We start from the raw sequence: 20703 nt of genomic DNA on the forward strand, positions 1-20703 counted from the left end.
CGCACCCGAACTCTACTGTCCGGCGTCGGCCGGACACCGGCCAGGTGGAACTCACCTACCCTTATTGCGACTGGTTCGCGATTAGTAACACAATGCAGGAGGGCAGGGGCGTGGAGTCTCCACTGGTGCTGGGCATTGAGTCCTCGTGCGACGAGACCGGCGCGGGTCTCGTACACGACGGCCGGCTGCTCGGGCACGCGGTCGCGTCGAGCATGGACGAGCACGCCCGGTTCGGCGGAGTGGTCCCGGAGATCGCCGCGCGGGCGCACGTGCACTCCTTCACACCCGTCGCGCGGGAGGCGCTGGACCGGGCCGGGCTGCACCCCGTCGCCCGTGCCGCCGGGGCCGCGTGACGGACCTCCTGGGGCCTGCCCGTCCGACGGCTGTTACCTGCGGGTCACGGCCGGGTGACTGTGCCAGGGGTCACCCCGATTCCGTCAACTGGCGGGCGACGTAGGTCATGTGCCCGCTGTGGCCGGCCTCGATCCACGTCCCCACACCTCCGGTCCCTGCCCTGCCGGTCCCCCGCGCGCACTGTTCGAGCCAGCGGTCGCCGTCGCTGAACCCCGCGCCGCGGAACTCCGGCGTCTCGACGATCTGCCGTGCGAGCGACCTGACCCCCGCCGCCCGGTCCTCCCCTTCCGTCGCGGCCTTGGCCAGGAGGAACGTGCGCTCCGTCGTGTACCGCAGGAACCCCCACGGCGGGCTCCACCCGTCAGTCGGATGGTCGGCGCCGCGGGTGTGCTGAGCGCCGTAGTCGCCGTAGGTGAGACGCGGCACGACCGCTGCCCCGGCGTGCAGCATCATGTGCCGGATGTCCCAGTCGAAGCGGTGCGGTTCGGTCATCGCCCCCACGGCGAGATCGGTCACCGCGCACGGGACCGATCCCGCGAGGACCACCACGGTGCGCCAGCGATGGAGACGGCCGAGCAGATCCCATGCGCGGAGCGCCCACTTGTCGGCCCGGTGGTGTTCATCTGTCACATCCCCCAGGTCGAGCAGGAGATCGAGCGGTACGGTGCCGCCGGCCCGAATACGGTCGATCAGTCTCCGGACGGCTTCGGACCGGCGCTCGTCGGGCAGTTCCGGCACCTGCACGCGGACGCCCAGGCCGTTGCCGCTCGCACGGGCAACCTCCGCGGCCGCTTCCTGCTGCCACTCCGCTCGCTCGATCCCGGTCACCGGCCTCAGCGGACTGCCCGGCAGATAGTTCCAGAGCCCCGAGCGGACGGGCCACGCCTCGTCCTCCACGTGAAAGGCGTCCACCCAGGCCGGGAGCACCTGCTGCGCCTGCATGATCGAGACCGTCCTGCCGCGCACATGCGCGGCGAGAGCATGCTGGTCCCGGTCGTACGGAACCGTCGGCCGTTGGCCGAGCAGACGGACCGGCCCCGTCCTCGGGGGGATCGTCCACAAAGGGGCGACGGTCGCCCGGACCCACGGTTGCAGCCGCGCGTACGCCGTGAGCGCGCTGCGTCGCACCGGCAGGGCGGGTACGTAGATCGGTAAGGAATCCGCCATCTCGAACAGCCCCCGTCTTCCCTGCGAGAACGTCCTGTTCGCAGGGTCACGCGCGACAGCGGGTACCGATAGGGGGCATGTCAGGCCAAGGCCGGTATCGCGCCAACATTCGTCCAGGTGCGGGGAAGCGCATTACACGCGTACCGCCCACAGTGTGCCGCTGCCGTCGAGGAACACGACCGAGTCGCCGCTCGCGGCAGGCTCACCCATGGCCGTGCTGTCGAACTGGCCCGTCCAGAGCGTGCGTCCGTGCCCCGCTCCGGTCACCCATCGGCGGTGGCCGGTACGCGGATCGGTTCCGATCACCAGACCTGGGTGAGGGCGAGTACGGTGCCGCCGATGACCGTGAAGCGTGTTTCCCGGGCCCAGGCCGCGTTGAGGGATGCCTTCCACAGACGCTCACCGGCGGCGAGGCCGAAGGTGTGGAGCGCGGCGGTGATCCGCGCCTCCCGCAGGAACCGGGCGCGCGCCTCGTCGGCCCGACTGCCGCCACCGGCAAGGACCGAGATCACCTGGACCGCGACCGGCCGCCGGAGAATCGTGTCCTGCGCCTCCCACACCTCCCCCATCCCGCCGCGCCCCGACGGACGCACCAGGCGGTAGCGGTCATCGAGTATAGGATCCCGGTCGTCCACAGCCCCAAGTCCCCACGGCGGTAAGCGGACTTCAGCGGGAAGCGTCGATCGCGGACCGTGTCCTCCGATGGCACAGGACCCAGGGAACAGCGGGCATCGTCGTCCACTCATGCCACGGGTGACGGGGATTCGCTCGGCCATCGAACTGACGACACATCAAGAAATCTTTGTGCGAAATGGACTTGGGAAGTTCACCCGCACAACGGAGCTTCGCTGCGTACGGTCGCGGCCCCAACCGGCGTCCTTACTTCCCAACACCTCGCCCTCTCACTCCATTGCGCCGCTCCATCACACTCATGGGTGACTGCGCTCGGCACACATGACGAGCCAAGATCATCTCCATGAAACTCTCCTTGATCCGCCGCTCATGCGTCGCGGCCGTCGTGCTGGCGGCGACGATGGCTCCGGCCGTGGCCGCACAGCCGGACGACAGCGGCACGCGGGGCGGCACGGCCGCACCGTCCGACATCGGGGCGAAGGCCCGTCTGCTGGGCGAGAAGATCGTCCCGCACAAGCTCCCGTTCCGGGGCACGACGGTCGGCGGACTGTCCGGGATCGACCGGGATCCGTGCACGGGCGAGTACGTCGCGATCAGCGACGACCGTTCGGTGCTCCAGCCCGCCCGCTTCTACACCGCCCGGATCGCGGTGGACGGCGCCGGAGTGCACTCCGTCGACTTCACCGGCACACACCCGCTCCTCCAGCCGGACGGGGCGGTCTATCCGCCGGTGAGCGTCGGCGACGGAAAGGCCGTGGACCCGGAGGAAGTACGGGTGGACCCGCGGACCTGCGACTACTGGTGGGCGCAGGAGGGCGACCGGCCGAAGTCGTCGGACGAGCCGGTGATCCAGCCCTCGATCCAGTTCGCCGGCCGCTCCGGTGCGTACCGCGGGCAACTGCCGCTGCCGCCCAACTACAAGATCACCATGGACGATTGGGGCATCCGCCGGAACAAGGCGGTGGAGGCGATCACGTTCGGAGCCGGGGGCCGCGTGCTCACCAGCGCTGTCGAGGGGCCGCTGCTCCAGGACGGCCCGGAGCCGACCCTGCAGCACGGTGCGCTGGTCCGCGTCACCCAGCAGCGGCGGGACGGCGAGGTGCTCGGGCAGTTCGCCTACCCGCTCGAAAAGATCTTCACCGCGCCCGACGGGTCCAGCACGTATCCGCCCGACACCGGCGTGCCCACGATTCTCGCCTACCCCGGCGACCCCAGCCGCTACTTCGTCCTCGAACGCACCTGGGTGGCAGGCGCGGGCTACAAGATCCGCCTCTTCGACGCCACCACCCGTGGCGCCACCGACGTGCAGCGCATCGATTCCCTCAAGGGACGAAGGGTCGTCCCGATGCGCAAGAAGCTGGTCGCGGACCTGGCCGACGTGGGCCTGTCCACGGTCGACAACACCGAGGGCATGACCTGGGGTCCGACCCTGTCGAACGGCGAACGCACCCTGGTCCTGGTCAGCGACGACAACTTCGCCGACGACGCGGTCACCCAGTTCGTCGCACTCGGCATCCGCTGAGCCATCGGTAGCCGGCAGCGGGCGGACCGCCCAAGAGCTCAGGCGGCGGACCGGTCACGCGCCTCCGGCCCGTGCGGTATCCACCAAAGGCGGGCCGCGACCTCACGGTCGCGGCCCGCTTTTTTGGTGGATGGGGCGCAGGGTGCGTCGGCGGTCGAGGCCGGGCACCGGGGCCGGGATCGCCGTGCTCCGGCCGTCGTGAGGGACCGGTCTCAGTCGGCGGCGGAGCCCGGATCGTCGAGTTCGTGCAGCCCCGCCGGGTCCTCGTCCGCCAGTACCTCCCCTGCCGCGGTGACGAAGTGCTGGCCGTGGCCCCGGTGGACGCACAGGAGTTGGTCGCGGGTTCCAGTCGCGTCCCGGTGGACTGCCAGCGCCGCACCGTACTTGCTGTTGTGCCCCGGCAGCTCCGTGTCCGTGCTCCATCCGGCGCCGTCGAAAGCGGACCACCACAGCTGCTGGCGCGCGGGATCGCGGTGGACGCACATCAGTTTGCCGTCGAAGACGGCAAGGCCGATGTTGCTCCGGGTACGGTGCCCCGGCAACGCGCCCTCGGAGGCCCAGCCGGTGTCGCGCAGCCGGCTCCAGTGGATGGCCCCGTCCTTGGGGTTGCCGTGCAGCAGGTGGAGGGCGTCGTCGTACACGGCGAGCGCCGGGGACCTCGTGGTGGCGCAGCCCGGGACGGGTTCCGGGGTTGTCCAGCTGTAACCGTCCGCACTGGTGGTGATCATGATCCGTTGGGCGGCGTCGGCGTAGGCGAGGTGGAGGGTGTCGCGGAAGACGGCCAGCGCCGGGCCGTAGACACTCTCGGCGTGCGGAACCGGGCGGTCCGGCGTCCAGGTCCCGCCGTCATAGGAGGTCAGCGCGATGCCCCAGTCCCCGGAGCCGCCACGGTGCGCGCAGTGGAGACGGTCCCGGAACACGGCCAGGGCGGGGCTGCCCAGGGTGTGGTGGGAGGGAAACGACTGGTCCTCCGACCAGCTGCCGTCCGCACGGTGGGCGGTCCACCACAGGTCGGGATTGTCGCCCCGGCCCTGGTAGACGCAGTACAGGTCGTCGCGGAAAACGGCCAGGGCAGGGGTTTCCGAGGCGTAGGGGGCGGTGAACTGCGCGTCGGTTCCCCAGCCCGCGCCCGGTGTGAACACGCTGAACCACAGGCCGGTCTCACGTGGCGGCGCGTCGAGGGCCATCGGGGCGAGGAGGGTGGGTGCGGACCATGGCGAGAGCAGCTCGCAGCCGGCGCCCCGGGCGGCCGACCGGATCTGTTCGGCGCGGCCGGTCAGCGCCGCGCCGACGGCTTGGGCCATACCTGCGGGCAGGGATCCGGCGAGCACCTCCGACACCAGGCCGCGGAAGCCGTTGACGGTACCGGCGGGGTCGAGGTCCGCGAGGCGGTCGACGGCCCCTTGGCCGAGGCGGAGGGCGAGGCCCCACTCCAGTCGGCGGGCCGAGACGGCCGTCCCCGCCGCGGCGAGCTCCTTGACCGCCCGTTCCGCGCGCTCCACGGCCTCGGCCGAGGGCGCGTCCGCGCCGGACTCCGGTGCCGTGCCACTCTTCCGCCCTGGGGCGGCGCCTTCGATCGCCATGCTGTCTTCCTGTCTGCAGGGCCACGGCCGGGCGAATCATCCGGATCCGCGGGCATGGGTACTCACGGTCTGTTCCCGGCTGCGTGTGCGCCGGTTTGCGGGCTGTTCCGCGAGGGAGTGCCGGCCGGGACGGTCGTACGGGGGGCCTCGAATCCGTGAGGGCGGGGCGGTGCCCGGGGTGTCCGGGCGGCCGTCCGCGCGGCCTCAGGGGAAACGGGCCGGAACGGCCGGCAGGAGCGACCGCGCGTCGTGCGGCCGCGGGAGGATCCGGTCGCCCACCCGGATCGTCCCACCGCGGACCACCTCGGCCCGCAGCCCGCCGCGGTGCAGCAGGCCACGGATCAGGCCGGGGCGCACCAGTTGCTCGAGGCGGGCGCACGGTTGGCTGAGTTTGAGACCGCGCAGGATCACCGCACCGACCTGGAACTCCTGGTCCACCAGCGGGTTGAGCCGGATGTCGCGGCAGACGAGGTTGCGGCGGCACTCGGCGGGGGTGAGCGTGATGCCGTGTTCGTCAGCCAGGGCGTCGAGGGCCTCGGCCTCGATGAGGGTGACGTCGCAGACCCCGGACGCCCGGCCGTCTCCCCTGCGCCGGGGCCGTGGGCCCTCGCCGGCCCAGTAGTTGCGGTCCCCCGCCAGGCCGTGGCCCGCCACCGCGCGGGCCTGTGCGACGCGGAAGGTGGGCTCGCCGATGCGCGGGGCGAGATGCAGGGAGGTGACACGTCCGGGTCCGGACAGCGGGGGGTCCTGCGCCATGGGCGGTTCACCCTTTCAGGAAGTGTTCCCTGAGGGAACGGAGAGTGCGGAACTGGTCCACGTCGATCTGGTCGAGCTGCAGTTCCCGTCCGATCAGGTCCTCCAGGAGCAGGATGAACTCCATGAAGCCGAGTGAGTCGATCAGCCGGTTCTCGATCAGGTCGAGGTCCTCCGGTATCTCTTCGACGGTGGGGTTGCGTTCGCGCAGCCAGTCCACGACCGGCTTGATCACGTCGTCCATGGCTGCCTCTCCTGGGTCCGGTCCGGCTTGCACGATCCGCTCGTGCGCGCGCTCGTGGTGTTCTCGGGGCGAGGAGAGGCGGCGCGGGACCTGCGGGCTCTCTCGTACTCCCGGCTGAGCCGGGTGACGGTGACTGCGGCCGGGTGCCGGGCGGTGACGCGGGTGCAGGACCGGCCGCAGTACATGGCCATCTCCTCGACGCGGCCGGTGGTGCCGTCCCCCGGAGCCGCCGCGCTGTAGCGCGGTACCGGGTACGTCCGCCCGTCCACCCGGGTGGTGGCGATGAAGGTGGCCGGGGCGCGTCCCGTCGTGGCGGTGAGGGGGTTGCGCAGGACGCGGTGCGGGCGGCGCGGCCAGCCGATGTCGAACAGGGAGGTGATCAGGGTGTCGTCGGCCGCCGCCTCGATCACCCGGCGTTTGAACTCCGGGTGCGCGGTGGATTCCGCAGCCGGGACGAACAGGGTGCCGGCCATGGCCCCGTCCGCGCCTCGGGCCACGGCGTCCGCGAGGTCCTGTCCGGTGGCGATCCCGCCCGCGACGGCGAGTACCGCGTGCGGGTAGCGGGCCCGGACGGCTGCCAGCAGCAGGTCCACGGGAAGCCGGCCGAGCAGGTGGCCGCCGGCTTCGGTGCCTTGGAGGACCAGGACGTCGGCACCCTGTCCGAGGGCGGTGCCCGCGTCCGCGAGGGTGCCGACCTGCACCACCAGCGGGTGCCCGGCGGCCCGGACGGCCCCGGCCGTGTCGGCGTCGGGCAGCCCGAAGGAGGTGACGAACGCGCCCCGGGGCAGTTCGGGCAGGACGGTCCTGAGCTGGTCCAGGCAGGCGGCCGGGCCGGTGACCTCGGGGACCACGTTCACCCCGAAGGGCCGGCCGGTGGCAGCCGCCACCTCACGGACCAGCCGGGCGGCCCGCGCGGGTGGTTCCTTGTACAGCGCGAGGGTGCCGCCCGCTCCGGCCCGGGACACCGCGGCGCACAGCTGAGGCCCGGCGACGGCGCCCATCCCCGCCTGGAGCAGAGGCAGTGCGAGGCCGAGCCGGGCGGCCAACCGGGTCACGAGCGCTCCCCCGCCCGCCGTACCGCGCGGTGCGCGGCGGTCAGGTCCCCTTCGAAACGGTCCCCCAAGGCGTGCACCCATCGTTCCAGGCCGAAGGCGACACATCCGGTGAAGGCCGGGCGGCCCGTGTGGCCGATGGCAAGGCGCTCGCCGAAGAAGTTGCGGTGGTTGTTGGTGGAGGCGACGGCGGTGCCGTCGGTGTGCAGGTACTCGTCCTTGACCGGGGCGAGCATCTGCATGACGGTGCGGGCGCCGTCCTTCTCGAAGAACGGGTCGGTGGCGGGCTGCCGGTCGAGGGTGAGACCGAGGGCCGTACCGAAGGCGGCGATCCGCTCCTGGTGCCGGTCGAGGTGGGACCGTACGGTCGCGGCGGAGCCGACGCACACGATCTCCCGCATGGTGAACCCCCAGAGCCGGCGCAGCCCGTCGTGGTGGTCCTCGTTGCGGAAGCACTGCGCGACGGTGGTGATCAGCACGGGGGCTTCGGAGCCGGTGCCGGAGAGGTGCAGGAAGCAGCCGTAGCAGGCCGCGGAGGGCAGCAGGTGGGTGGCGTCCGCCAGGTCGGCCGCGGGCAGTGCGGCGGCTCGGGCCGGGGTCGCGGCGCGGGCGGCCAGCCGGTCGGGGCGGATGCGTGTGACCGGGCTGCCCAGGTGCGGGAAGTTGCGGAAGTAGTCGAGGTCCCCCAGCTCCTCGGCCCGTAACAGCGGTGGGTAGCTCCGCTGCCGGGCTCCGGCCCCGACCCCCCATCCGGTGAACACCGCGTCGAGTGCGTCCTTCAGCAGGACGGCGGGTTCGTCGAGGGTCGCCAGTCCGTCCCGGACCGACCAGGCGGTCGCGGTGGCCTCGGGGTCAGTGACGGGCATCGAGCACCCCGATCCGGTTGAGGAAACGGGTGGTCTTGTGCAGGACCTTGGTGTGGGCGGCCCGCCGGTCGGGGTGGACGAGCAGGCGCTTGCGCAGGGCGAAGCCGTCCGGGAGTCCCGCGTCGCGGTAGACCGCCGGGTTGTAGAGGGACTCGATGCTGGTGGTGAGGTAGCGGCCCAGGTAGCTGCGCAGGTCGTGCCGGGCCGCCTCGTCCAGGCCGCGGTCGAGGAGCCGCTCCCACAGCAGCTGCACCAGGCGGCAGCCGAAGGCTATGTGGCGGGATTCGTCCTGGTGGTGCAGCCGGTTGATGTGCCGGACGGTCGGGTGCAGGCGGTGGTCGGCGGCCATCTGGACGTTGTAGTGGTCCACGATCTGCTCGAAGACCAGGATCCGGGCGAAGACGAGGAAGTTCTCGATGTCCGGGTCGCGCGGCGTCTCGGGCAGCTTGACGGACTTGTCGGGGTAGATCTTGCCGGCGTACTTGAGGCAGAAGGTGGCGAAGAACCACATGTGGTCGTTCTCCTCACCGATGAAGTGGTGGAAGAACTCGGAGGGGAGCTCGAAGCCGGGTGTGTGGACGCGCCGGGTGACCTCGATGAGCAGTTCGCGGATGCCGTGCACGTTGAGGCTGTAGAAGTTGACGCTCTCCCACCTGCTCAGGGTCCGGAGCTGTGCGGGGCTCAGTTCGTCCATCACCTCGGTGCCGTGGACGGAGAGCAGCTCGGGGGACATCCAGAGGTCGTCGGTGGGGATCGAGGCCGGCCAGTCGAAGGTGGTGAAGGGGTTGTAGTACTCCGCGGTGGCCTTGTCGGAGAGCCGGTCGAGCAGGTTCCGGAACTCGGCGTCGTACCCTGCCGGGGCGCTGACGGGTCGGGCGGGCGGGGTGTTCGTGGGGCGCACGGACATCACTCCTTCCATCGGACGGCCGCCAGCAGGGCCCGGTGGAGTTCGGGTGTGGACGCGGCCACGCAGGACCGTTGGTTGGCGATGCTCAGGTCCGTCAGGACGGTGTCGCCGAGCGGTTGTCCGTAGCCGTCGGTGATGACCGCTCCGGCCCGCTCGGCGAGGAAGACTGCCGCCGCGATGTCGTACGGGAACAGGTGCAGGACCCGGCCGTTGCCGACGCGTTCGAACTCGGGCAGCAGGGCCGGGTCGTCGCGCAGCAGCCGGTTGCCGATGTCCACGTAGGCGTCGAGCTGGCCGGTGAGCAGCCGGGAGATGGACCAGGTGGCACTGTTGAAGACGAAGACCCCGCCGGTGTTGGCGGAGAGGTCGATGAGGTGGCCGTACGCCTCGGTCATCAGGTGGGCGGGGTGGCCGTTGAACTCCAGCGACCAGAACATCCGCGCGAGGTCGGTGGTACGGGTCAGCGCCGGGACCGGGTGGTCGTAGCCGTACGCGGTGATGCCGGGTGTCGCCCGGTCCCCGTAGAGGTAGGCGCCCGTGCGCAGTTCCATCAGCATCGCGTGCTCGACGTCTGCGATGCGCGGGCGCTGCGACATGCGGGCGACGGCGATGGAGACCGTGGCCGACTCCAGACCGGCGACGGCGGGCCGGGTGCCGTCGATGGGGTCGACGACGAGCAGGTGAGCCGGGTCCGTGCCGTGGTACTGCAGGCCGCGGTCCTCGGAGTAGACGGCGACGGGCAGGTCGTGGTCGGCGACGTACTTCCAGGTGGCCGCCTCCGCGACGTCGTCGAGGCCGAACTGGGCGTCCCCGCCCGGCGAATGGCCCCGGACCAGGCGGCTGCCGGCCTCGTGCTGGGCGTCCAGTACGGCGTCACGGACGGCTCCGGCGAGGCCGGTCACGTACTGCCGTACGGCTGCGGCGTCCGTGGGACTGCGGTGTTCGGGTCCGGTCATGCGGCGGCCTCCGCGGCGAAGAGTGCTTCGAGCCGGTCGCAGAGCAGATCGGCCTCGGTACGGGTGAGGATCAGGGGCGGGCGGATCTTGATCACATTGCCTCGGCCGTAGCGGGAGGTGCGCAGGATCAGGCCGTGGTCCATGCCCCGCCGGGCCAGGGACTGGGCCCGTTCGCTGTGCGGGCGTCCCTGGTCGTCGCCGATCTCGATCCCGATCATCAGGCCGAGGCCGCGCACGTCCACGACGGTGGGGTGCAGGGCGGCCAGCGCGCGCAGCCGTTCCATGATGTGGGCGCCGACCTCCCGGACGTTCTCCAGGAAGCCGGGGCGGCCGATCACGTCGAGGGTGGTGGCCGCCGCGGCGGCGGCGAGGACGTTGCCGCCGTAGGTGAAGGAGTGGTGGTCGCTGCTGAGCCCGGACATCCGCTCGTCGGCGACGATCGCCGCGATCTGGGCGCCGGAGCCGCCGAGGCCCTTGGCGGTGGTCAGGATGTCGGGCCGGACCCCGTAGTGCTCGGCGGCGAACATCCGGCCGACCCGGCCTATGCCGGTCTGTATCTCGTCGAAGACGAGGACGATGCCCCGTTCGTCGCACAGGGCGCGCAGCGCGGGCAGGTAGCCGTCGGGGGGCACGATGTTGCCGCCGCTGCCGGAGACCGGTTCGACGACCACGCAGGCGACGCTGCCGGAACTGGCGTGGTCGAGGAAGTCGTTGATGCGCTCGACGCAGAGCATGCCGCAGCTGTCGGGCCCCGCCTGACGGTAGAAGCAGCGCAGGCAGTAGGGGTCGGGGACCTGGAGCACGCCGGGCATCAGGTGCGGGAACGGGGCCTTGCGGAAGGACTCCCCCGACATCGTGGTCGTCATCATGGTCTGGCCGTGGTGGCTGCGGAACAGAGTGACGACGTCGCGGCGGCCGGTGGCGAGCTGCGCCATCTTGACCGCGCCCTCGTTCGCGGTGGAGCCGCCCGACACCTTGAGGTGCACCTTGGTCAGGTTCGGCGGGGTGACCTCGACCAGCCGCCGGACGAGCTCGTTGACGGGCGCGGTCTGGAAGGTCGAGGTGGTGTGCACCAGCCGTTCTGCCTGGTCCCGCATGGCTTTGACCACTTCGGGGTGGCCGTAGCCGAGGCTCAGGTTGAAGGTGCCGGAAGCGCAGTCGAGGTACTCGTTGCCGTCTTTGTCGTAGAGGTGGATGCCCTCGCCGTGATCCATCTCGTACGCACTGACGGGGTAGTACAGGTGCTTCTCCGCGTAGCTCCGGGCCTCGCCGCGGACGTCTTCCTGGGCATCGCTTCGTGCGTCACTCCGGGCACCGTGCTGGGCGCGCATGAGGTCGGCCATGTGACTCCTGTCGGCTTCCGTCCGCGGACACCGCGGACGGCGGATAGCGATATCTCCGGGCAGGGGAAAGCCAGGTTCCCGTCGGTATTGTGGGGGCTGGGTCTATACGTCCAGGACGAAGGTGAACGACGCGTCCCAGCCCTCGGGCGTCTCGCGCACGTCCATCAGGCATTCTGGCCGGAAATACTTGTCGAGGTGGTTCCGGCGTTCGCCGGGGAAATACAGCATCGTGGTCAGTACGGCTCCGCCGGGCGGTTGCACTTTCACGTGCACGTGCCGTGTCCGCCCCGGGTACATGGCGGGCAACACCGTTTCCAGCCGCCACCGCCCCTCGGCGTCCGCGAACTGGTGGCCGCGCAGCCGAAAACCGTCGTCGTCGTAGACCCCGGCGTCCCCGACCTGCCAGAAGTCGAGCAGGGTGCCGCCGATCGGCTGCCCCTCCGAGGTGCGCACCGCGCCATGCAGCACCATCGGGGCCCCTCCGTCCACATCGCCCCGGAAGCTGGTTCTGAGGGGGGTGTCGGGCTTGTAGTACGGCCCTTCGCGCAGCGCGGGCGTGGGGGGCGTCCCGTTGCAGCGAACGGTCGGCGTGAGCGTCTTCAGGACACTTCCCGTGCTTCCGATCTCCACGGCGAAACTCTCCCTCGATCAACGATCTTTCGCTTCGACCCAGGCAGAGTAACCGGATTTTTCGATGCTGAGAAGAACGCTGTATATCGCCTCTCAGCCATTCCTTCGACGCTTATTGGCGGTATTCCGCAATTCGCTCGGACAGCAGTTGTCTCCTGAGAATGGAGCGGCGTGCGGGCCGGATGGGAAAGCGGGGACAACCGGTGGTGAATACAGATCAGTACCGTGCTGCGGCGGTCCGCCGCAGCACGGTGTGCGCGCGGGCGAAGTAGGCCGGGTCGGGCGGTGCGGTGAGGATGTCGGCGAGGGCGAAGAGGTCCAGCGTCCGGCTGAGCCGCAGCCAGTCCGCGGGCAGCCGGCCCCTCCCGGCCCGGAAGCCGTCGACGAAGCCCGCGCTGAAGGCGGGCGGGTACTCGTGGGCGAAGCGCAGCACGTTCCCGACGTCGAAGAGCGGGGAGCCGCTGAAGGCGAGCTCCCAGTCGAGGACGGCGGCCACCGCCCACTGCCCGGCGCGCCGTCGGACCAGGATGTTCTTCGGGTTGAAGTCGCCGTGCACCAGGCTCCTTTCGCCCGCCACGGCGGCATGTGCCGGAGGCCCGCGGCGGGCCAGGGCGCGCAGTACGGCCGAGTCCGTCCCGCTCAGCGGCCCGTCCGGGGCCGCTGCGGCCAGACAGCGGTCGACAAAACCGGGCAGGTCTCCCAGCAGGCCGGCGCCGTCCGGGGCCGGCACCAGCGAAGCGTCGCCGAAGACCCCCGGGCGGGGCAGCCTGATCCGGCCGATCCGCGCCAGCACGACGCCGACGGCCCGGCCCAGGCCCCGCGCGTCGTCGCTCGCCGGGCCGTCCGCGAGCACCTGGCTGAGCGGTGTCCCGTCGACGAACCGGTAGAGCAGGGTGGGGCGGCCGGTGGCACGGCCCTGCGGATCGGCCGCGACCACTGCGGTCACCGGGACGGCACGGGCCGCCACCCGGCCGAGGACGGCGATCTCCACCGCGCAGGTGTTGCGCGGGAACCGGCTGGTGCCAGGCCGGTAGCGGCGCAGCACGTAGCGCTCCGCTCCCGCCGAGCCGGGGCGCTCGGCGGTGAGCACGGCCATGTCGTTGGTGAACCCGCCCGGCAGCGGGTCCATCTCCTGCAGCAGGGCCCCGGGCAGGGCGTGCGAGGTCAGCCAGGCATGGGTGGCCGGGTCCAGAAGACCCACCGGACGGGGGTGCGTCACACCGGCCGGCCTGCCCGGCCCGGGGCCGCCCTCATGCGCCCGTTCCTCCCGATGGCCCAGCGTCGGGCAACGGCCGTGCGGCGGCGGCCGCGCCGGCTGCCAGGACCAGTCCGCCCGCCGGTCCGGCGAGTCGGCCGAGCCGTGCCGGGACCACGAAGTCGTCGGCCTCGTGCTCGGGCAGCCCGGGGTATCCGGCCAGTGCCACGGTCAGTTCGGCACGGAGCAGCGGGAAGAGCCCGGGGAACTCCGCGACACCGCCGCCGATCACGATCCGCTGGGGTGCGGTCGTGTAGACGATGTTGCGCAGCCCCGCGGCCAGGTAGGCCGCCTCCAGCCGCAGCGCCTCACCCAGCGCGTCCCCGGTCAGCTCCTCGGCCGGTGCCCCCCATCGGGCGCCCATGGCCTCGCCTCCGGCCAGCCCCTCCCAGCAGTCGCCGTGGAAGGGGCAGGACCCGGCAAAGGTGTCGCCCGGGATCCGGGGGACCGTGAGGTGGCCCATCTCCGTGTGGACCAGTCCACTGACCACCTTGCCGCCGATCACCGCACCGCCGCCGATCCCGGTGCCGACGGTGAGGTAGACGTAGGTGTCCAGACCCCGCGCAGCGCCCCACCGGCCCTCGCCGAGGGCCGCGCCGTTGACGTCGGTGTCGATGCCCACCGGTACGCCGAGCGCGGCAGCGATCGGACCGGCGATGTCGACCCCGGACCAGCCGGGCTTGGGGGAGGCGGCGAGATGACCGAACTTGGCGTGGTCCGGCCTCAGTTCGAGGGGCCCGAAGGAGGCGATGCCGATCGCGTCCAGCGGTCCGGTCCTGGCGGCCGTCTCCCGGAAGAAGGCGATGGCCCGGTCCAGAGTGGGGCCCGGCCGGCCGGTCGGGAACCGGGTCTCGGCCTCGATCCGGTCGGGGGCCGAACCGACCAGGCAGACGAACTTGGACCCGCCGGACTCGATCGAGCCGAGCCGCGGCGTACTCACGCTTCCACCGGCCAGCCGTCGGCGCCGACCGGGCCGGTGTGCGAGCGAATGACGACCTTGAGCGCGTCGTAGCGCGGTGGCCGTTCGTTTCCGTCGCCCCGGGTGAGGCCGCCGAGCGCGGTGAATGCCTCTGCGTACCGTTCGAGCGGGAACTCGTGCGTCACCAGCCACTCGAGGACAGGGCCGGTGCCGGTGCCGGGTTGCTGTGGGGTGTCGAGTTCGGCGGCCAGGTCCACGGCGACGGGGAAGATGTCGGCCCGGTAGTCCCCGGCGCCGATCAACTGGATGCCCCGGTTGGTGAGCTGGAGGGGGCGCAGCGGCACGGAGTAGGTGTCGTCGAATCCCATCACCACCACCCGGCCTCCGTCGTCGATCAGCCGCAGCGCCGCTTCCAGGCCCGTGCCCGTCGTGTCGAAGACGACGGAGGGACGCTCGCCGCCCGATGCCTTCACCACGGCTTCGGCCGGGTCCGTTCCGGCGACGTCCACCACGTGCGCGAACTGTTCGCGGGCCCGCTCCAGCCGGTAGCCGTCCGGTTCGGCGACGACGACCCGCCGGGCCCGGCGGGCGGCGACCAGCGCGGTCAGCAATCCGATCGGGCCCGCGCCGAGCACGACCACGGTGTCGTCGAAGGTGACGGACGCGGCCCTGACGTTGCTCAGGACGCAGGCGAGCGGCTCGATCAGGACCGCGCTGCGGAAGGACAGCCCGGCGGGAACCCTTTCGACGAATCGTTCCGGCAGGGTCACCGTCTCCGCGTACGTGCCGTCCCGGTCGACTCCGACCTCGGTCCCCGCCTTGTGACGGCAGAAGTTGGTGGCTCCCCGCCGGCACGGGGCGCACCAGCCGCAGTACAGCGTCGGGTTGACCACCACACGGTCCCCCACCCCGAGCGAACGCACCTGCGGCCCCGTCTCCCGCACCACACCCACCGACTCGTGTCCGAGCACCACGCCCGGCCGGGCCGGGAACCGCCCGAGCAGGATCTTGCGGTCCGTTCCGCAGACTCCCGTACCAACGATCTCCACCACCACGTCGTCATCGTGCACGAGCTGTGCGGCGGGTCTGTCCTGAAGTTCGGCGGAGCCTGGACCCAGATAGACGAGAGCGCGCACGAGACCTCCCCATCGGTGTGTGGAAGGCGACGCTAACGCAGCCGAATGCGCCCGGATAGGACGCCTCTGAGCCATCTCACGGCCGCCTCGCCGAGAGAGGGGAGGCAGTTGCGTGGGGTGGCGGATGCGCCGATCAGGCCAACTCGGGAGCCCTCGATCGAGGGTGGCGCGGTGCGGCCTCGTCGCGGCGAGGCCGTCGCAGACCGGCGGCGACGCCTGCGGCCACGAGCAGTGCACCGGCGATGTCAGCGGGACCGGCCTGACCGATGCCGAGTACGAGCGTGGTGAGCAGGGCGCCCACGGGCACGAGACCGGCGAAGAGGCCCGCGCGGTCGGCACCGAGGCGGCGCAGTGCGTCGTACCAGAGGAGGAAGGCGGCCGCGGTGACGATCGCGCCGAGGTAGACGAAGGCGGCTCCCTGGCTGAGCGTGGGCACGCGCAGGGAGGCGGCGCCGTCCAGGGCCAGGCCCGCGGCAAGCAGCATGGGTACGGACAGCGCGGCCGGATAGGCCGCGACCCGCAGGGGGCCGAGTTTGGGCAGGAGCGGGATGGCCAGCAGGGAGAAGGCCACCTCGCCGGCGAGTGCGCCCAGGGACAGGAGCAGACCCGTCGGGCTGCCCGAGCCGAGTCCGGCGGCGACGGCCGCGCCCAGTGCCACCACCATCGCGGCGCCGACGGTGCGGGGAGCTGGGCGTCGGTGTTCCATCAAGGGTCCGACGAGGGCGAGCACGAGGGGAACGGCTCCGATCACGGTGCCGATCATGGCCGGGCCGGCGTGCCGAGTGGCCTGGACGAGGAAGAGGTTGAACCCGGCCAGCCCGGTGGCGGCCAGCGCGATCAGGAGCAGCACGTCACGTAACGTCAGGCGGATGCGAGGCTGCGACCGACGGCCCACGACGGCGAACAGGATCGCTGCGGCGAGGGCGTAGCGCAGGGCCTGCCCGAAGAGGACCGGGTAGTCGGCGACGGTGGCGGACACCGCGGTCGAGGTACCGACGAGCAGCATGGCCGAGGACGCGCCAACGGAAGCGGAGAGTTTCATGCCGCGTGATCCGCTCGCGTCGGGGCGGCGGCCGAGGTGGCCAGGACCTTGCGGGTGACGCGCTCGGCGACGGCGGCAACCAGGGTTCGGGGGCGACGGGGCGTGAGGTGGGCGGCCAGGGCGTTGCCGAGGCCGGGGGCCACGTAACCGCGGTCACGCTCCAGCGCGCGCAGCGCGGCGCGCACGACGGGCTCCGGGGTGGTCATGGTGCCGGTGACGGCCGCCCGGCGGGTGCCGATGGTGTCGAAGAACGCGGTCTCCACCGGGCCGGGGCACAGGGTGAGCACGCGGATGCCGCGCCGGCGGTACTCCTGGCGCAGGGCGAGACCGAAGTTCAGCACGAACGTCTTGGCCGCGCCGTAGACGGCGAAGTAGGGGGAAGGCTGGAAGGCGGCGTTGGAGGCGACGTTGACGACCGAGCCCCGGCCGCGCTCCAGCATCCCGGGCAGCAGCGCATGGGTGAGGTCGACGAGTGCGACGACATTGACCATCAGCAGGTCGTGGTCGCGGGCCCCGGATATCTCTTCGAAGCGACCGCAGGTGCCGAATCCGGCGTTGTTGACCAGCAGGTCGACGATCAGACCCCGGGCGGCCAACTGGTCGGCGATGCGGCGAGCCGCATCCGGCTCGGCGAGGTCCTGGACCAGCACATCGGCACGGACACCGTGCTCGGCGGTCAGCCGCTCGGCGAGGGCGGCCAGACGATCACCGGAGCGCGCCACCAGGACCACATCACGTCCCTCGGCGGCGAGCTGCGCGGCGAACTCCGCGCCGAGGCCGGACGACGCTCCGGTGATAAGGGCAGTGCTGTGCACGGGTTTCTCCTCCAGTCGGCAGCAACTGGGAGAGAATGTAGCAGTAACCAGATCAACCGCAACAGGCTTGTAGCACTTACAGAACCAGCCACCTCACCGATGTGCCATATCACCGCACAAGTGGTCTGATGGAGTCGTGACGAACAAGCAGACGGAACGAACGTTGCGAGCGGACGCGGAGCGCAGCGCGCGCGCCATCCTGACGGCAGCCGAGCAGGTGCTCGCCGAGGATCCCGGCGCGTCCATGGAACAGATCGCCGCAGCCGCGGGAGTGGCCCGCACGACGATCCACCGGCGGTTCGCCAGTCGCCAGGCGCTGATCGAGGCACTGGCCACATCCGCGGCTCGCCAGCTCGCCCAGGCGGTGGACGACGGCAGACCGGACACCGCACCACCGCTGGTGGCGATGCACCGGATCACGGCCAACGTGCTCCAGGTCAAGGGCGCCTGGGCGTTCGCCCTCGAGTTGCCGGCCGACCCGCACAGCGAGGCCGCGCTCCTGCAACAGGACATCGCCCGCCGCTGTACCGCCGTGCTGGCCCGCGCCCAGGCGGACAAACTCATCGACGCAACAGCCGACCTCGACTGGGTGCGCCGTGTCTACTACGCGCTCCTCGGGGAATCCCTGCACGGCAACAACGACGCGGGTGTCGACCCGGACACCCTCGCCGCCCGCATCGTCGACACCCTGCTGCACGGCGCCGGCCCGCGCACCTGAGTCGAGATCCGCAGCATGAGTGGGGCGGTAGGTGCCTGCGAGCTTCTGGCAACGGGCTGCCGTCGGGGGCATGCGCGGGTACTCCGGCAGCGTCCGTCCTCGCCGACTGCTCGGCTCGGCTCGGCTCGGCTCGGCTCGGCCGATGATCGAGATCATCGGCCAGAAGTGGGTGGCGGTCGTGCTGTTCGCGTTGGGCCGGGAACGGTGCAGGCTCAGCGAGTTGGTCGACCTGATCTGTGGAATCTCGCGGAGAGCGCCGGCCCGGACGCTGCGACGGTTGCAGGGCTACGGCCTGGTCGATTGCCACGCCGGGGCCAGAGAGGTCGGGTACGTGCTGACGCGACTTGGACCGGACGCCAGATGATCAATTCCAAGGGGTGTCTGGCTCTATCCATGAGGACGGGTTCTGGCACAACTCCTGTGGACTGGTCGCAGACAGTGAACGGAAGGCTCGGGAAACGGTTGGCAGGGACGGTGCTGGTTCTGGCAAGGTCGGAGCGTATGGACTGCACCTTCTGCCACCTGATCCGGGGCGATGCCGCACGGTGGGTGGCGCGCGGGCCCGTGGCCAGTGCGTTCGCTCCGCTGAATTCCCTCGCGCCAGGTCACACCCTGGTGATTCCCACCGCCCACTGGGCGGACGTCTTCGACGTTCCCCCGGAGGACTTGGCACACACGATGGCACTGGTCCAGCGGGTTGCCGCGGCAATGCGGACCGCGTTGAAGGCCGGAGGCGTCAACGTCCTGAACGCCAGCGGACCCGGATCTGAGCAGTCAGTACCCCACCTGCACTTCCACGTAGTCCCGCGCTGGCCGGACGACGCTTTCTCCACCTGGCCCACCCAGCGGTCCCGCCACCAGATCGCCGACGACCCTGTCACACAGCTCGCCGACGCCATGACTGCCACTCACGCGCGGTGACCCCACCGCGCTCCGGGCCTACTCAGCGAATCACCACGCTGAGTGACGTTCGTCGGGCGCGCAGGACCACAGGAAGCTTCCCGTCCATCGCAGATGTGGCTGTGCTGTCGGACGCCGTGAGCGGTGAAGCAGTACGCATCGAGGCCCGAAGCACGGTGGCCGGGTCTGATTGTCCTGGCTGCGGGAGCTGGTCTCGGCGGACCCACAGCTCCTACCTGCGATTTCCCGCTGATGTTCCCAGTGGGGCAGACGGGTAGTCCTCTGTTTACGCGTCCGCCGGTTCCTCTGTCCGGTCAACTCCTGCGGGCGCCGGACGTTCGCCGAGCAGATGTCGGGCCGACTCGTCGATACGGTCGGCGGACCGAGCGCCTGCGGTCGCACTGGCCGCGGTCGGCCTCGCGCTCGCCGGCCGGGGCCCGCATGGCGAGCATCTTCGGCTTGTCCGTCAGCCGCAGCACGGTCCTGCGGCTGGTCGAAGCCTTGCCCGACCCGGAAGTCCCCGCCCCGCGCGTCGTCGATGAGTACGCGACCCGCAAATGCCGCCACCACGGGACCGTCCTGGTCGACGTCGAGAGTCGGCATCCGGTGGACCTGCTGCCCGATCGGGAAGCCTCCAGCCTGGCCGCTTGACTCGCGAAGAGGCCAGGGGGTCGAAGTGGTCTGCCGCGATCGGGCGCCGTTCTTCGCCGAGGGCGCCACCGCCGGGGCGCCCCAGGCGGTGCAGGTGGCGGACAGGTGGCATCCACCGTCACCCCGCGTCGTCGCCGGCTGGATTCTCCGGCGCCCGAGCCCCTCCCAGAGATCGATCGCTTTCGGCTCAAGGCCGTCCTGGTCCACTGCCCCGAACTCGACGCCCGCACCACTCACTCACGTCCGGTCCTTCGCCCGGCACCCATAGGACCCACAGGGTGACGGCGACGAGAGAAGATGCACCATGGATCCCCGCATACCCCGCCTGCGTCGCAAGCTGGCCGCGATCCCGTTCCAACCCCTGCGCAGCCACTCCTTCGGGGAAGAGCAACACGAGTTTCGCCTCGGTCCGAAACTGGCGGAAGCAAGCCTCGCAGCGTTTGAGGCCGAGCACGAGATCGTCCTGCCCGACGCCTATCGGCAGTTCCTCACACACATCGGCGGTTCAGGCGCGGCGCCGTTCTACGGCCTCATGCCGCTGGAGCGGTGTTCCCTCCTGTTCATGAATCCGCGCGGGGAGCCAGGAGCACCTCGCGGCTTCAGCGACACAGGATCCGGGACTCACGAACGCGACCGCTTTCTCCACGTCATCGAGATGGGCTGCACCGACGTATGCCTCATCGCGGTGACCGGTCCCCTCACCGGCCGCGTCCTCATCGGCAACGGTGACGGCCACTGGGGCCCCAACGTCTCCTCCGCCACCGACTTCCTCGACTGGTACGAACGTTGGCTCAACCACATGAGCGCCGGACGCGACAACCGGGCCCTGGAACTCACCTCACCCCAGCTTCGTGCCCATCCCGGCCGGCATCGCACGGCCCCAAAGATCTGACTCTCCATGACAGCCACACGGGATGCGCGCCAGAACCCGATCACCAGGCCGCCCGCCCTCGTCCTCGACGATCCCAGTGAAGCGCTGACGCGTGGCAACTGATCGTCGACCCCGCCGAAGCCAACGCCCTGCCCCGGGCATCCGTCTCCTGCCCCAACACCCCGCTCAAACCCTCCTCGCCCGCTAACCACGCCAAGAGTGGAGGACCGGGCTCACTCCCCGGCCCCGTCGTGCGCCTACTCGACAACGACGTCCCCTTTCGTCAGCGACCGGGCTCGAGCACCGACACCAGTAGTGCGACAAGTTGCGCATGAAGGAAGAAAATTCAGATGAGTGACCATACGGGTCGTTAGTTGGGCCGATAC

The 20703-nt window shown here is 71.0% G+C and carries 23 protein-coding genes and 1 pseudogene; 7 read left to right on the forward strand and 17 right to left on the reverse strand.

Annotated elements, in window-relative coordinates:
- Positions 1 to 92: 92 nt before the first annotated feature.
- Positions 93 to 320, forward strand: a pseudogene (locus ACIQM0_RS28480) (tRNA (adenosine(37)-N6)-threonylcarbamoyltransferase complex transferase subunit TsaD); the annotation flags it as partial.
- Between the two features lie 103 nt (positions 321 to 423).
- Here the strand turns inward: ACIQM0_RS28480 and ACIQM0_RS28485 are convergent.
- From ACIQM0_RS28485 to ACIQM0_RS28495, 3 genes are all read right to left on the reverse strand, one after another.
- On the reverse strand, positions 424 to 1521 hold the full coding sequence (locus ACIQM0_RS28485) for a hypothetical protein (protein ID WP_401291935.1): 1098 nt from the start codon (positions 1519 to 1521) through the stop codon (positions 424 to 426).
- A 132-nt stretch (positions 1522 to 1653) separates the two neighbouring features.
- Positions 1654 to 1827, reverse strand: a complete 174-nt coding sequence (locus ACIQM0_RS28490; protein ID WP_401291937.1) for a PQQ-binding-like beta-propeller repeat protein — start codon at positions 1825 to 1827, stop codon at positions 1654 to 1656.
- Positions 1824 to 2090 carry a hypothetical protein gene (locus tag ACIQM0_RS28495; protein ID WP_401291940.1) on the reverse strand — a complete coding sequence of 89 codons (267 nt, stop codon included), beginning with the start codon at positions 2088 to 2090 and terminating at the stop codon, positions 1824 to 1826. Before ACIQM0_RS28495 ends, ACIQM0_RS28490 begins: the two co-directional genes overlap by 4 nt.
- Positions 2091 to 2497: 407 nt before the next feature.
- On the opposite strand from ACIQM0_RS28495, the gene ACIQM0_RS28500 reads away from it, so the two are divergent.
- A complete protein-coding gene (locus ACIQM0_RS28500) occupies positions 2498 to 3676 on the forward strand; it encodes an esterase-like activity of phytase family protein (protein WP_401291942.1) in 1179 nt (392 codons plus the stop codon).
- Between the two features lie 212 nt (positions 3677 to 3888).
- Here ACIQM0_RS28500 and ACIQM0_RS28505 read toward each other — a convergent pair whose 3' ends face one another.
- The 14 genes from ACIQM0_RS28505 to ACIQM0_RS28570 all read right to left on the reverse strand — a co-directional run bounded on the left by ACIQM0_RS28505 (position 3889) and on the right by ACIQM0_RS28570 (position 17177).
- A complete protein-coding gene (locus ACIQM0_RS28505) occupies positions 3889 to 5259 on the reverse strand; it encodes a hypothetical protein (protein ID WP_401291945.1) in 1371 nt (456 codons plus the stop codon).
- Between the two features lie 204 nt (positions 5260 to 5463).
- Positions 5464 to 6015 (reverse strand): MOSC domain-containing protein, encoded by a 552-nt coding sequence (locus tag ACIQM0_RS28510; protein ID WP_401291948.1) that lies wholly within the window; start codon positions 6013 to 6015, stop codon positions 5464 to 5466.
- Positions 6016 to 6022: 7 nt separating this feature from the next.
- The gene (locus ACIQM0_RS28515; protein ID WP_363030685.1) at positions 6023 to 6256 is read right to left on the reverse strand and encodes an acyl carrier protein; all 234 of its coding nucleotides are present in this window, start codon (positions 6254 to 6256) and stop codon (positions 6023 to 6025) included.
- A complete protein-coding gene (locus tag ACIQM0_RS28520; protein ID WP_401291951.1) occupies positions 6244 to 7311 on the reverse strand; it encodes an NAD(P)H-dependent flavin oxidoreductase in 1068 nt (355 codons plus the stop codon). Before ACIQM0_RS28520 ends, ACIQM0_RS28515 begins: the two co-directional genes overlap by 13 nt.
- Positions 7308 to 8174: a hypothetical protein gene (locus tag ACIQM0_RS28525; RefSeq protein WP_401291953.1), complete on the reverse strand. Its 867-nt coding sequence runs from the start codon at positions 8172 to 8174 to the stop codon at positions 7308 to 7310. Before ACIQM0_RS28525 ends, ACIQM0_RS28520 begins: the two co-directional genes overlap by 4 nt.
- Positions 8161 to 9075 (reverse strand): diiron oxygenase, encoded by a 915-nt coding sequence (locus ACIQM0_RS28530; protein WP_401291956.1) that lies wholly within the window; start codon positions 9073 to 9075, stop codon positions 8161 to 8163. The genes ACIQM0_RS28525 and ACIQM0_RS28530 overlap by 14 nt, the downstream gene beginning before the upstream one ends.
- A gap of 5 nt (positions 9076 to 9080) precedes the next feature.
- A complete protein-coding gene (locus ACIQM0_RS28535) occupies positions 9081 to 10037 on the reverse strand; it encodes an inositol monophosphatase family protein (protein WP_401291959.1) in 957 nt (318 codons plus the stop codon).
- Entirely contained in the window at positions 10034 to 11380 is a 1347-nt protein-coding gene (locus ACIQM0_RS28540) for an aspartate aminotransferase family protein (protein WP_401291962.1), read from the reverse strand. Before ACIQM0_RS28540 ends, ACIQM0_RS28535 begins: the two co-directional genes overlap by 4 nt.
- A gap of 102 nt (positions 11381 to 11482) precedes the next feature.
- Positions 11483 to 12010 carry a hypothetical protein gene (locus ACIQM0_RS28545; RefSeq protein WP_401291965.1) on the reverse strand — a complete coding sequence of 176 codons (528 nt, stop codon included), beginning with the start codon at positions 12008 to 12010 and terminating at the stop codon, positions 11483 to 11485.
- Positions 12011 to 12227: 217 nt separating this feature from the next.
- Complete coding sequence (locus tag ACIQM0_RS28550; RefSeq protein WP_401291967.1) at positions 12228 to 13229, reverse strand: phosphotransferase; 1002 nt, start codon at positions 13227 to 13229, stop codon at positions 12228 to 12230.
- 31 nt (positions 13230 to 13260) lie between these two features.
- On the reverse strand, positions 13261 to 14205 hold the full coding sequence (locus ACIQM0_RS28555) for an ROK family protein (protein WP_401291968.1): 945 nt from the start codon (positions 14203 to 14205) through the stop codon (positions 13261 to 13263).
- A complete protein-coding gene (locus ACIQM0_RS28560) occupies positions 14202 to 15320 on the reverse strand; it encodes a zinc-binding dehydrogenase (RefSeq protein WP_401291970.1) in 1119 nt (372 codons plus the stop codon). Before ACIQM0_RS28560 ends, ACIQM0_RS28555 begins: the two co-directional genes overlap by 4 nt.
- A 133-nt stretch (positions 15321 to 15453) precedes the next feature.
- Positions 15454 to 16362, reverse strand: a complete 909-nt coding sequence (locus ACIQM0_RS28565; protein WP_401291973.1) for a DMT family transporter — start codon at positions 16360 to 16362, stop codon at positions 15454 to 15456.
- Positions 16359 to 17177, reverse strand: a complete 819-nt coding sequence (locus ACIQM0_RS28570) for an SDR family NAD(P)-dependent oxidoreductase (RefSeq protein WP_401291976.1) — start codon at positions 17175 to 17177, stop codon at positions 16359 to 16361. Before ACIQM0_RS28570 ends, ACIQM0_RS28565 begins: the two co-directional genes overlap by 4 nt.
- 136 nt (positions 17178 to 17313) lie before the next feature.
- Between ACIQM0_RS28570 and ACIQM0_RS28575 the strand changes: the two genes are divergently transcribed.
- The 5 genes from ACIQM0_RS28575 (at position 17314) to ACIQM0_RS28595 (ending at position 20338) form a co-directional block, all read left to right on the forward strand.
- Positions 17314 to 17895 (forward strand): TetR/AcrR family transcriptional regulator, encoded by a 582-nt coding sequence (locus tag ACIQM0_RS28575; RefSeq protein ID WP_401291978.1) that lies wholly within the window; start codon positions 17314 to 17316, stop codon positions 17893 to 17895.
- A gap of 142 nt (positions 17896 to 18037) precedes the next feature.
- Positions 18038 to 18259: a winged helix-turn-helix transcriptional regulator gene (locus tag ACIQM0_RS28580; RefSeq protein ID WP_401291980.1), complete on the forward strand. Its 222-nt coding sequence runs from the start codon at positions 18038 to 18040 to the stop codon at positions 18257 to 18259.
- 137 nt (positions 18260 to 18396) lie between these two features.
- The gene (locus ACIQM0_RS28585) at positions 18397 to 18816 is read left to right on the forward strand and encodes an HIT family protein (protein ID WP_401291982.1); all 420 of its coding nucleotides are present in this window, start codon (positions 18397 to 18399) and stop codon (positions 18814 to 18816) included.
- A 420-nt stretch (positions 18817 to 19236) separates the two neighbouring features.
- On the forward strand, positions 19237 to 19446 hold the full coding sequence (locus tag ACIQM0_RS28590) for a hypothetical protein (RefSeq protein WP_401291985.1): 210 nt from the start codon (positions 19237 to 19239) through the stop codon (positions 19444 to 19446).
- A 304-nt stretch (positions 19447 to 19750) separates the two neighbouring features.
- A complete protein-coding gene (locus tag ACIQM0_RS28595) occupies positions 19751 to 20338 on the forward strand; it encodes an SMI1/KNR4 family protein (RefSeq protein WP_401291988.1) in 588 nt (195 codons plus the stop codon).
- The last annotated feature ends 365 nt before the right edge of the window (positions 20339 to 20703 follow it).

Origin of the sequence: Streptomyces sp. NPDC091387, from assembly GCF_044756945.1 — a bacterium.
Taxonomy (GTDB): Bacteria; Actinomycetota; Actinomycetes; order Streptomycetales; family Streptomycetaceae; genus Streptomyces.